The organism is Flavobacterium piscis, from assembly GCF_031457575.1.
Taxonomy (GTDB): domain Bacteria; phylum Bacteroidota; class Bacteroidia; order Flavobacteriales; family Flavobacteriaceae; genus Flavobacterium; species Flavobacterium piscis_A.
Window position 1 is genome coordinate 100963 of sequence record NZ_JAVDWQ010000016.1, and the last position, 12903, is coordinate 113865.

The following is a 12903-nucleotide window of genomic DNA, read 5'->3' on the forward strand; positions in this document are numbered from 1 at the left end:
ATTTAAGTTAGTCATTTATTAAGAACAGCTGCCTGAAAAAACACAGCTGTTCTTATATAAATAAACTTAATAAATAAAGATAATAATGAAAAAAGCAATTACTCTACTGACCATCTGTTTGTTTATCTCAATAGCATCCTGTTCAAAAGAAGATGATCGCACAGATAACTTAGTTGCAGTAAATCCTAATACCAATAAACAGCAAACAGGAAGTTCTTCTAACGATTTATTATCTGATAGAAAGTTTAAGCGTATGGTTATTGAAGTGGTGTATGTAGCCGGTTTTGAACCAAGCAGTACCGCAATTAATAATTTGGTAAATTTTCTTACAGCCAGAACATACAAACCAAACGGTATTAATGTTATAAAACGTTCTATACCATCTCCAGGAAATTTATCTTATACAAATGAGGAGATTGTAAGTATTGAAGATGCTAACCGTACAAAATATAACAATTCTGATGAAATAGCAGTTTGGGCATTTTTTGCAGATGGGAAATCTTCAAAGGATACCGGAACATCTGTTATTCTTGGAACGGCTTACAGAAATACTTCTTTTGTTATTTTTGAGCAAACTATTCAGGGATTAAGTGACAGCCCGTTTGAGCCCGGCAGAAGTTTATTGGAGACAACAGTAATTACCCATGAATTTGGGCATATATTAGGATTAACTAACCTTGGGACAGCCCTGCAAAGCAATCATGAAGATACAGAACATCCAAAACACTGTGTTGAAAAGACATGTTTAATGTATTGGTCTTCAGAAACAGGCGGAGGTATTTCTAATATGGTTTCAGGTGGTACAGCACCACAATTAGATGCGCAATGTATTGCGGACCTTCGTGCCAATGGAGGAAAATAAAAATTTAATTAAATACAATTATAATATAAAACAGATGAAAACAAAATTTTTAATAACAGCTTTATTCTTTGGTGCAATAACAACAATAAATGCACAGGATAACACTATTCCCAAATCGAACGGTGGAATAAAAGGAGGTTATAATTTAGCAGCTGTAAGTTTTGACGGAGATGGAGAAACTGGACAACGACATGGTTTTCATATAGGAGTGTATGGCGAGTCATTTATTAGCGAAAGCTTTTCTATCCAACCTGAATTACTATATTCTCAACAAGGATATAAAATAACAAATAACAGCGGAACTTTTACGCAAAAGTTAGATTACATAAACTTACCATTAATGCTTAAAGCCTATCCTTCTAAAAATTTCTTTTTGGAAGCAGGTCCGCAAATTGGGCTGGCAGTTTCACATAAAGAAGAATATGATGGCCTTTTTAATACTTCACAAAAATATGACCCTAATAGTTTTGATTGGGGGTTTAACTTTGGCGGAGGATTCAAAACAAATTCCGGTATAAGTTTAGGAGTACGTTACCACTTAGGTTTAGGGGATTTATATGACGAAGGGAGAGCACAAAACAGAGTTTGGCAATTTTCTATAGGTTTTGATTTATAAAGTTGATATTACACTAAAGGTATCAGATGTTGGTATCATTAAAAACAAATTACCTCCAACTGGTTATTATATTTTATACTGCTTTAAGAAATTTAATATTAAACTAAACCTATGGGGTTTCAGTCCATAGATTTGGCTGACAGACTGAAAGCCTGCAAGGTTGCACCACTATTTATTAGCCACAAATTACACGAATCAGCACTAATTAATTCGTGAAAATTTGTGGCTGATATTTTCTAGAAACTATAGCAAAATGCACTAAAATACATAGTTATAAACTATTTCTGAGATCAATAAATGAATGCATATTAAAATTAAAGTGAAGAATTGCAGTTCTTATAAATTTAATCCCTAAGACTATCCAAATCAAAGATTTCTCCTAAATGCTCTTCCATAACAAAATACGGATTGTTTGTCTGGGTTACAGATCTCATATGGATTAAACTGGTTTTACTCATCATTCTAAGCATCTGACGGCGTTCGCATTTTACAATTTTACCATTCTCTTCGCGTTGCCCGGCAACAAATGCGCTTCGTCCATGCGCGCACAAATGATTATTGACGAAAATGACATCACCGGAATTCGGAATATATTCACTATTTATTAGTGTCTTAGCCTCATTCCAAAATTCAGTCAAATTATAAAGGGCTTCCGGTGTCTGTCCGGCATTTTCGTTGAATATTTGTTCAGCAGCATCAAAACGTATAAAAGGAAGTTCTTTATTTCCGTACAAAACAGAAGCTGTAGGTCCAGAAACTACTTGTTTATCGTCATAATTAGCGTCTTTCGGACATTGATAAATTGGATTAAACAATTTTTCCATGGTCTCATTTACCTTCCCATGTGAGCGGATAGAGTATAAAGTAGAAGGCACCCTTTCTTCGTTTCTTAAATACAGAAAACTCAAAAAATCAGCCTGGTTAAGTAAAAAAGCATCTTCGGTATGAACATATAAATCGGTTTTCGATCCAGAGCCGGTTTGCGTCGCTGCCATTTTTTCATCTGGGATCACCGCATGCAGAAGCCCTCCTCCTTTTCGCTGAGCATAATATTGCACGGGTTTTGAAGGCACTGCTCCATGAAGAAGAGAGCAAATAAATCCATATTTATTTAATTTTCTATAATCTGCTCTCTGCCAATTTGAAGGTGTCGGTCCCAAATCTTCCTGATCTACTTCCAAAAGTCCCTGAAACACTATTGCCCCATACTGACCAGCTGAAAAATCAGTCCCAAACTGGCTTAAGATTCTGCTGATTCTTTCGGGGAGTAATTGAAAAGCATAAAGATGAAGAGCCGCAATATAGTCAGGATTCTCATAATGGTCAAACGCTTTTACCAGAAGACCACCGACATTGGATAAAATATTTCTCTCCTGAGGGGTAATCTCAACAATTAAAGGCTTTGTAGGAATTTCATAATTGAAATTTTCTTTTGCAGCGTGAGCCTCTGCAGTTATGGATTGTGATTTCATTTTTTCAATGCTTTTTTAGTTATTAAAAATTGGGGAAATTAAAACACATAAATATTTATAATCAGCACAATACACTTGTTATAATTCTTGGTTAAAAAAAGAGGTGTACGGACATTCGTATAAAATTATTGTGTTTAATTTTTTTTATTGATATTAATTTCTACATTTGTTCTTATTGTTTTTATTTATTCTAAATAAAAATTACTTACAAATATATTTTATTAAGTCTAAATAAAAACACTTTTTCCTGAAAAATTTAAAAAAAATATGAATAATATGATTAACCCCATTAAAGCAAAGGAATCAGATATTCCTGATAAAGGAAAATTGATATCTGAAATAATCCGTTCAAGACGAAGCATTTATGCCTTTGAATTTATAAAGCAAGAAATTCCAGTTAAAATTCTTGACGATATTTTGTTAAATGCAACATGGGCCCCAAACCATAAAATGACAGAGCCATGGCGGTTCATGGTTTTCAGCGGTAAATATCTTCAAGAATACGGGCAGTTCATGGCTAATTATTACAAGGATTTCTATAGTGAATTATCTGCTGAGGCTTTAAAAGAGAAACTCAGTTATCTTGAGAGTTATCCTCTCAACGCAGCCTGCCTCATTGGTGTTATAATGGTGAGGAACACAAAAATCAATCTACCGGAATGGGAAGAGATTGCCGGAGTTTCCTCAGCTGTCCAAAACATATCCCTAACCTGTACCGCGTATAATATAGGCAGTTATTGGAGTTCTAAAGGAGCAGCTGTTGAATATGTGGCACAGTTCGGCCTGGCCGAAAATGAAAAATCATTAGGGCTGCTCTATCTGGGTTATTATCCTGATGATTTAAAAGTGTCCCGAAAAAAGAGAACACCCCTTTCAAAAAAAGTAATTTATCTCAAATAAAATTATAACTAATCCCTAAATAATTATCAATTATGAATAACACATTGACCAATACTGAAGTGTCTATGGATAAAACACTTTTGCCAGACCGCGGTTTTTATAAAGATATTTTTCATGAGAATTCTGGTACAGAATATGCCTATGCCGTTAAATCTGCACAGGAACGGGTTTCAAATTTCCTGAAAAACAATCAAAAACCATTTAGCGGAATAAGACCGGAAGAGATTAGGGCCAAAGTTGAAGAAGTAGATTTCTCGTTGCCCCTGCCCGATTATAAAAGCCTGCTTGATGAAATTGACGAACTTTATGTCAAACATGCCACCGCTTATCACCTTCCCGAATATATCGCACACTTAAATTGCCCAGTTGTAATACCTGCATTGGCAGCAGAAGTCCTGATAAGTGCCATTAATTCTTCTCAGGATACTTATGACCAAAGTGCCGGCGGAACTTTCATGGAACGAAAACTTATCGATTGGACAAGTGAACAGATTGGATACACAAAAGGGGACGGGATTTTTACCGCAGGAGGTTCTCAAAGCAATTTAATGGGGCTGCTTTTGGCACGGGATTATTATTCTTTAGAATACCAGAAATGGAATATCAAACTTGAGGGCCTTCCTGAGGATGCTTCTAAATTCAGAATTTTTGTTTCTGACAAAGCACATTTCAGCAATCATAAAAATGCCTGGATTTTAGGTCTTGGGGAACAAGCCATCGTACATGTAGGGGTTGATCACAGATATCGCATGGATCCCGAAAAACTGGAAAAAGCAATCGCTCAGGAAATAGAAAAAGGCAATATTCCCATAGCGATTACTGCTACTGCAGGAACTACAGATTTTGGAAATATTGATCCGCTGAGAGCGATTGCTGATATTGCCGGTCGTCATAATTTATGGCTTCATGTTGATGCTGCATACGGTTGCGGATTATTATTGACAGAGAAACACAGACATCTTTTAAACGGAATAGAGCTGGCAGATTCTGTAACAATTGATTACCATAAATCATTCTTCCAGCCCATAAGCAGCAGCGCTTTTATTGTAAAAAACAAACTTCATCTTAATATTATTAAGCACCACGCTGATTATTTAAATCCCAAAGAGCAGAATTACGATGCACTTCCGGCACAAATCAACAAGTCGATTATACAGAGTACGCGCCGTTTTGATGCGCTGAAACTTTGGTGTACACTTCGTTATATGGGCAAAGAAAAACTAGGGCAGTTTACGGATACCATCATAGAAACTACTCAAAAGACAGCAGAACATCTGGAATCTGATGAAAACTTTGAACTTTTATGCCGTTCAGATATAGGCGTCCTCGTGTTCAGATATCTTAATGGACCGGCTGAATCTAACTCTTGCGAAGTCAATCAGTACATCAAGGAAAAACTCTTTTTTAGCGGGGAAGTTTTAGTAGCCAGTACCAAAGTAAACGGGGAATTCTATCTGAAGTTTACCATTTTCAATCCTTTGACAACCCTAAATGATATCAAAAACATCCTTAACCTCATCAAAAAAAATGGAAATGAATACCAAAGACTTAACTAATTTTCGCCAGTTGGCAGAGCAGGTAAACTTCAAATCCCTGCTTAATTGCTATTGTAGGGAATTCAGTAATTGGAGCCGTTACGAAGGTGTACCGAAATACGACCACACGCTGGCTGATTTTATGCAGGCTATTGATCATAGCTCTTTTCTAAGATTTGATTTTACCATCATTGGTCAGGAAGTTTTTACACCTTTGACTTACTTCTCTGAAAGTGGTGTTCATTCTTTCAGCTTTCCGGTTGTGTCAAGAAATATTGCTTCAGATGAAATCAGGGAGATTAACCCAATGGAGTTTATTGAACTTGTTAGTATTTATGCAAAAACTGACTATTCGGAAATAGATGGATTTCCCACGCAAAAACGTATGGAAAACAGTATTGACAATCTGGCTTTATATCTTGAACATTATAAAAACAGCGATCAGAATGCTAACAATCCTGAACAAACATTTATTGAGTCAGAACAATCCCTAATTTTAGGACATACGGTTCATCCACTGCCCAAAAGCAGGGAAGGTTTCTCTAAAGCGGAGTTGCTTCAATATTCTCCTGAAACCGGAGGTAAATTTGCTTTACACTTTTTTCTGGTACATCCTGAAAATGTAATAGAGAAAAGCGCCGAAGATTACCTGATGACAGATTATCTGAGAGAGGAGATTTCTAAATATGCAAATAAGCAGACCAAAGAATTATTAGAATTTTATAGGCAATACAAGGTAGTTCCAACGCATCCGTGGGAAGCCAATTATTTATTAGGCCAAAAGGAAGTGAAAGAAATGCAATCCAGGCAACTTCTCTTCAGTTTAGGGCAATTTGGACCTTCTTATACAGCCACATCATCTGTTCGTACAGTTTATAATGATGAAAGTGAATGGATGTATAAATTTTCTTTGCATGTTAAAATCACCAATTCTTTTCGTGTCAATTACCTGCATGAATTAAATCGTGGTTATGATGCTGCACAGCTCATGAAAACCGATTGGGGAAAAGGTATCCGGAAAGATTATCCCCAGATACAGCTTATTACAGATCCTGCTTTTATTGCCGTAATTTATGAAGATAAAATTATTGATGGTTTCAGCACAAGCGTACGCCAGAATCTTTTTCACGGGGCTGGTAAAAACAAAAATGTAACTATGGTAGCTTCTCTTTGTCAGGACGGCTTTTTGGGCGAATCGCCACGAATCCTCAATCTTATCAATAAAGCTGCCAAAAAACAAGATACATCTATAACCGATACTGCCCTTTCATGGTTTAAACAATATCTGAATATTAGCCTGACTCCTTTGATTGGTATTTTCAATAAATACGGATTTGGAGCCGAATTTCATCAGCAGAATATACTTGTTGAATTTGATGAAAATCTTTTTCCGTCAAAGCTCTATTTCAGAGACAACCAGGGTTATTTTTTCCGTCAGGGAATAGTAGGGGAACTGGAACGCTTGATTCCCGATTTTGGTAAAGAAAGCAGATCTTTTATTGCAGAAACTAAAATTATTAATCTATGGGGGTATTACTTATTGATCAACCACTTGTTTGGAGTAGTAAATATTTTAGGAAAAAATAAACTTGCTGAGGAGAGCACGCTTCTGAACCTTATTTATGAAGCCTTTAAAAAAGAGGAACAGTCAGACACCACAGGCTTGGTTTCTCATTTTACTAATAGTGTCAAACTGATGGTAAAAGGAAATCTGCTGACCAGTTTAAACAATATGGATGAAGCCAGTGCACCAAGAACGAATCCTGCGGTTTACAAAACCTATCCTAATCCGTTAAACAAACACTTTTTCTCCAAAAAGTTAATTAATCCAAAAGCGAATAATGCCGTTTTCAGTCGTTTTTTTGAGAAAGAAAATGTAACCATAACGTTGCGTCCGGTTGATCTTGATAAAGATCTGGAGATACTTCATGAATGGTTTCATCGTGAACATGCACTAAAAATATGGCAGATGAATTGGCCAATTCGCGAATTAGAAGCTTATTATCGAATGTTGCTTCCGGGAGATCATTCACACAGTTTTATCGGAGAGGCTAATGGTGTTCCTACTTTTAATATTGAAGTGTATTGGGTAAGCCGCGACATCGTTGGTGAATATTATGATGCGCTGCCTTCAGATTACGGAACTCATCAATTTATAGCACCAATTGATCCTAAACTAAAATATGGTTCGCCTGCAACGCAATCTATGATGGATTTTGTATTGGCAGAGCCAAAAGTTGGTAAAATGGTTGGCGAAGGTTCTGTAGATTCTCTCGCTGCAATGATCAATAAGGCTCATGTAGGTTTTAAAATCGAAAAAGTAATCGAAATGCCGCACAAAAAAGCCAATCTGAACTTTTGCTATAGAGAATGGTATTGGGAGAAATTTCCTGCTGCCAAAGATTTTAAAAACAATACTGTTTCAGCCCCTCAAGTTTAATCCATAAAAATACTACAATGAATACAGAAAAAATATATTCGTTAATCGGGATCGGAATTGGTCCTTTTAATCTTGGCCTTGCAGCTCTTATAGAACCGGTTGAGGAACTATCAGCTTTATTTTTTGATCAGTCGGAAGGCTTTGACTGGCATCCGGGCCTTATGTTGAATAATGCAACGCTTCAGGTTCCGTTTTTAGGAGATTTGGTCACCATGGCCGATCCAACAAACAAGTATAGTTTTTTAAATTATATCAAAGAAAGCGGGCGTTTGTATAAATTTTACATTCGTGAGAACTTCTTTATTTACAGAAGGGAGTATAATGAATATTGCAAATGGGTCGCAGCACAATTGCACAATTGCAAATTCTCACATAAAGTAGTAGCTATAAATCATGTAGACGGTGTTTACAAAATCATGGTGATCAATACTCAGACTTGCATAACAGCTACTTATTATGCCCACAAAATAGTTTTGGGTACTGGAACTTCTCCACATATTCCTGAATTTATTGATCCGGAAGAGTTACCAAATGTTATTCATGCTTCAAAATATTTATATTTCAAATCCCGTATTCCTCAAAACGCATCGGTAACTGTAATAGGTTCCGGACAAAGTGCTGCAGAGGTTTTTCGTGACCTTTTACCCGCAACCGAAAACGGATTGCAACTGAAATGGTTTACCCGCTCCTCTCACTTTTTTCCGCTTGACAATAAATCAAAACTAACGCTGGAATTAACTTCTCCGGAATACGTTGATCATTTTCATAGTTTGTCTCCTGAAAAACGAAAACAGCTTCTAGACCGACAACACGGACTTTATAAAGGTATTGATCAGGAATTAATCAATGAAATATTTGATAGTTTGTACGAAATGAGTTTAGACGATAAGCCTCTAAATGTAGAATTGCGTTCGAATATGCGCCTTACCTCTGTTAATGAAGAAACTGACGGTTCTTATACCATGGATTTCGTTCACACAGAATTGGAACAACCATTTAAGGATCAAAGCGATTATATCATTCTGGCAACAGGTTATAAATACAAAGAACCCACTATTCTCTCAGGAATTGAAGCAAAGATCAATCGCTTAGAGAATGGTTTATTTAATGTGCACCGCAATTACACGATTGATAAAAAGGGTACTGATATTTTTGTTCAGAACGCAGAACTCCATACTCATGGCCTTTCGACTCCGGATTTAGGAATGGGCGCTTACAGAAACTCGTGCATCATTAATCAGCTTGCTAATCGTGAAGTTTATAAGGTCGAGAAACGAATTGCTTTTCAACAATTTGGTATACAAAAGACGACACCGGAATTTTCGCCAGCAAGTGTTATGGAATTAGTAAACGAGCAATTAAATAATTAGACCTTAATAAATTCAATACGATGATAACCCCGGAAAATACATTCAACGCACAGCATCTCAATACATCAGTCTGGAATCAGGTAAATCGAAACCTACTGGCTAAAAGCATCGCAGAATTGATGCGGGAAGATTTGGCAAAACCACAAATAACAAGCAAAGAAGATAATGGTTTGACCCATTTTATTCTGGAAACCGACAAAGAGAATATTTACTATAGTTTTTCTGCCTATCCACGATTTTTGAATTACTGGCATATTGTCAAAGAAAGCATTCATAAAATTGAAGACGAAGTAAAATCAGATCATATTGATGTTCCCAATTTCTTTATAGAACTTCAGGAAACTTTTGGTATCAACTCTTTTACCCTCTCCCATTATGTCGAGGAATTGCTGCATACTTTATATGCTGATGCCTTTATACATTCTAAACGTCGTTTGTCTGCAGCAAAATTAGCCGATGCTGATTTTCAAGCCATAGAACACAGTCTGGATGGTCATCCGTGGGTGATTGTAAATAAAGGCCGAATAGGTTTTGACTCAGATGATTATGAAAATTACACCCCTGAATCTGGTCAACAAACACGATTGCTCTGGATTGCGGCTCATAAAAACAGAGCGACTTTACGCCTTCAATCTGATATGAATGAGCAGACTTTTTATGAAGATGAAATAGGTCCTGAAAAAATAGCTGCTTTTAGAAACAAGTTAACGCAGTTAAAAGTAAATCCGGACGATTATATTTTTATTCCCGTGCATCTATGGCAATGGCAGAATAAACTGGTCATGCAGTTTTCTCATGATATTGCGTCTAAACATCTTATTCCGTTAGAACTAACAGAAGATATTTACAGTCCGCAACAAAGTATTCGTACCTTTTTTAACCAGAGCAAACCCGATAAGCATTATGTAAAAACATCAATGTCTATATTAAACACAAGTCACATTAGAGGTTTGTGTCCAAAACAATTATCGATTGCGCCAAAACTTACTGAATATATTAAAGATATACTTAAAAAAGATCCTCATTTACAAAAAATGGGCGTTGTGCTTTTAGGTGAAATGGTTTCGGTTACTTATACACATCCGGGTTATAGCAAGATTGAAAATCCTCCTTATCAATACAATGAATATTTAGGGGCAATGTGGCGCGAAAGCCCGATCAATTTTCTAAAATACGGAGAAAACCTGATGACAATGGCGGCATTGCTTTATGTAGATGATCATGGTAAAAGCCTTGTAGAAGAACTTATCAAAAAATCAGGACTTTCTACAGAGCAATGGTTAAAAGCCTATATGAGAGCGTATCTTAAACCTGTTCTTCAAATTTATTACCAACATTCTTTATGCATTGATCCGCACGGGCAAAATGTAATTCTTATTCTAAAAGATTACGTTCCAACTCGTATTGCTTTGCAGGATTTTGTGGGCGATATTTTAATTAATGAAGAAGGAAAGAAAAAACTCCCTCAGGAATTCATTGACAATATGTTTAATGCTTCGCCAAACCCTGAAAATGCCCCTTTAGTATTATTAATTGCCGTTTTTGATGCTTTTTTCAGATATCTGAGTGATGTATTAATAACGACAGTAAATTATTCTGAAGTTTCTTTTTGGAATTGCGTTCACGATGTTATTTCAGAATTTCAGGAAGAACATCCGGAACTGCAGGATATGTTTGATAAATACAATTTATTAATTCCTGAATTTAAACGTCTTATTTTCAATAGTAGACGTTTACATAATGGTTATGAAGAAACAGCTGGTTTTCCGCACATGAAAAAAAGTGGCTTTATTCCGAATCCGCTTTATCAACTGATCCATGCAGAATCATTAATAGTCAAAGAAAACTCATGAAAGAAGCCATTTTTAAAACACGCTCTTTCTTTGGTCTTCTAAGGCGTTCCCTTGCCGGAAGCGAAAGTAATTTCACTTCTGGCAGTATCAACAAAACGATCATTTTGTTGTCTGTGCCAATGGTGGCCGAGTTGCTGATGGAATCTTTATTTGTCTGTTCAAACCTTTTTTTTGTGAGTAGATTAGGTACAAATGCCATTTCTATTGCTGGAGCTACAACTACTTTTATTACGTTTTGTTATTCGGTTTCAATAGGTCTTGGTATTGCTGCATCTGCCATGATTTCCAGACGAATTGGAGAGAAAAAATTTAAAGCCGCCGGGCAAACCGCTATGCAGGTTATTTACGTAACAACCCCAATTGCAATACTAATAAGTGTAGTTTGTGCAATATGGGCAACCAACATTATGAGCGCAATGGGGCTTTCTGCTGCCATGGTTCAGGAAGGAACTTCGTACGGAATCGTCATGTTTGCGTCAAGCGGATTTTTAATTCTTCGAATAGTAATAAACGGAATATTTCGCGGGGCCGGAGATGCTTCGACTGCTATGAGAATACTTTGGCTTTCGAATGCCATAAACATTGTTTTGTGTCCCATATTTATTTTTGGCTGGGGACCAATACCAGCTTATGGTTTATTAGGAGTTGGTTTAGCAACCATAATTGCCAGAGTTATCGGGGTATTATATCAGGCCTGGTATCTGGTAAGAGGCATAACGGTCATGAAAATAGGACTGGCGCAGTTAGCATTTAACCTGGCTATTTTTAAAAGAGTGCTGAAATTGGCTTTTGGAGGTACGGTTCAATTTATTATTCCTGCTTCAAGCTGGGTATTTATGATTAAAATTATGTCACATTTTGGCCCCAATGCATTAGCAGGATATATTCTGGCACAAAGAGTAACTTCTATAGCCACAATGCCAGCTTGGGGTCTTGGCAATGCAGCCGGAATATTAACCGGACAAAACCTTGGCGCCAGACAACCGGAAAGAGCAGAAAAATCAGTTTGGAGAGCAGGAATGCTAAACATGGGATTTCTTGTTTTTGTTGGTATTTGCTGGATTTTCCTCGCCACTCCTGTTGTAGAAATTTTTACTGATATTCCTGAAGTTATCTCTTTTAGTACAAGATACATCCATTTTATTTCTATGGCTTATATTCTTCTGGGATATACAATGGTGATTTCAAGGGCACTTAACGCAGCGGGCGAAGTCAAAGTGGTAACCTGGCTTTATATTTTAATGTTTTACATCGTTCAGATTCCTCTCGCCTATGCCTTAGGAATTTCTTTTGAACTGGGATCAAATGGTGTTTTTACAGCCATCCTTCTGTCAGAAATTGTATTGGCTGTAGCCTGTATAATTGTCTTTCGAAAAGGAAAATGGAAACATACCAAAGTTTAATATAATATCATATTTAGTGAGATGCTAAGATTTAAATAAACACATAGACATAGCTTTAAAAACTTAGAAAAAGTATCCATAGCAGCTATGCGAAGAAATATATTCTTGATAAGTCCTTTTTTTAGAAAGAAAATCTATGTTTCTCCTATGTGTTAAAATTAGTTGCCAAAGTTTAAAAAATATCAATTTAAAAAATAGAAAAAATGAATACAATAGAACAATTACACGGAGTATTTGCAAGAGCTTTTGAAATTCCTGTTGAAGAAGTAAACGACCAATTAGAATATCAGGCTATTGCCGAATGGGACTCTATGAGCCATTTGGTTTTGGTCGAAGAACTGGAAAGCACTTATAACATCACTATAGAAATGGAAGATATTCTGGAGATGAACAGCGTAGCAAAAATAAAAATTGCACTGAAGAAATACGGATTTGAAATTAATTAGAAACCA

10 protein-coding genes are annotated in these 12903 nt (G+C 36.3%); 9 read left to right on the forward strand and 1 reads right to left on the reverse strand.

What is annotated here, in order from left to right; genetic code table 11:
- The first annotated feature begins 85 nt into the window (after window positions 1-85).
- Together J2W48_RS18765 and J2W48_RS18770 are read left to right on the forward strand one after the other, a co-directional pair.
- A complete protein-coding gene (locus J2W48_RS18765) occupies window positions 86-862 on the forward strand; it encodes a membrane metalloprotease (protein ID WP_310283300.1) in 777 nt (258 codons plus the stop codon).
- Between the two features lie 34 nt (window positions 863-896).
- Window positions 897-1478 carry a porin family protein gene (locus J2W48_RS18770; RefSeq protein ID WP_310283302.1) on the forward strand — a complete coding sequence of 194 codons (582 nt, stop codon included), beginning with the start codon at window positions 897-899 and terminating at the stop codon, window positions 1476-1478.
- 344 nt (window positions 1479-1822) lie between these two features.
- Here the strand turns inward: J2W48_RS18770 and J2W48_RS18775 are convergent, their stop codons facing one another.
- The gene (locus tag J2W48_RS18775; protein WP_310283303.1) at window positions 1823-2950 is read right to left on the reverse strand and encodes a Fe(II)-2OG oxygenase family protein; all 1128 of its coding nucleotides are present in this window, start codon (window positions 2948-2950) and stop codon (window positions 1823-1825) included.
- A gap of 267 nt (window positions 2951-3217) precedes the next feature.
- On the opposite strand from J2W48_RS18775, the gene J2W48_RS18780 reads away from it, so the two are divergent.
- The 7 genes from J2W48_RS18780 (at window position 3218) to J2W48_RS18810 (ending at window position 12897) form a co-directional block, all read left to right on the forward strand.
- Window positions 3218-3850, forward strand: coding sequence for a nitroreductase family protein (locus J2W48_RS18780; RefSeq protein ID WP_310283305.1), 633 nt, complete (start codon window positions 3218-3220; stop codon window positions 3848-3850).
- A gap of 32 nt (window positions 3851-3882) precedes the next feature.
- The gene (locus J2W48_RS18785; protein WP_310283306.1) at window positions 3883-5406 is read left to right on the forward strand and encodes a pyridoxal phosphate-dependent decarboxylase family protein; all 1524 of its coding nucleotides are present in this window, start codon (window positions 3883-3885) and stop codon (window positions 5404-5406) included.
- The gene (locus tag J2W48_RS18790) at window positions 5384-7825 is read left to right on the forward strand and encodes a GNAT family N-acetyltransferase (protein ID WP_310283308.1); all 2442 of its coding nucleotides are present in this window, start codon (window positions 5384-5386) and stop codon (window positions 7823-7825) included. The genes J2W48_RS18785 and J2W48_RS18790 overlap by 23 nt, the downstream gene beginning before the upstream one ends.
- 17 nt (window positions 7826-7842) lie before the next feature.
- The gene (locus J2W48_RS18795; RefSeq protein WP_310283309.1) at window positions 7843-9195 is read left to right on the forward strand and encodes a lysine N(6)-hydroxylase/L-ornithine N(5)-oxygenase family protein; all 1353 of its coding nucleotides are present in this window, start codon (window positions 7843-7845) and stop codon (window positions 9193-9195) included.
- Window positions 9196-9215: 20 nt separating this feature from the next.
- A complete protein-coding gene (locus tag J2W48_RS18800; protein ID WP_310283311.1) occupies window positions 9216-11048 on the forward strand; it encodes an IucA/IucC family protein in 1833 nt (610 codons plus the stop codon).
- A complete protein-coding gene (locus tag J2W48_RS18805; RefSeq protein WP_310283313.1) occupies window positions 11045-12451 on the forward strand; it encodes an MATE family efflux transporter in 1407 nt (468 codons plus the stop codon). The genes J2W48_RS18800 and J2W48_RS18805 overlap by 4 nt, the downstream gene beginning before the upstream one ends.
- A 203-nt stretch (window positions 12452-12654) precedes the next feature.
- On the forward strand, window positions 12655-12897 hold the full coding sequence (locus J2W48_RS18810) for an acyl carrier protein (RefSeq protein ID WP_310283315.1): 243 nt from the start codon (window positions 12655-12657) through the stop codon (window positions 12895-12897).
- Window positions 12898-12903: the final 6 nt, after the last annotated feature.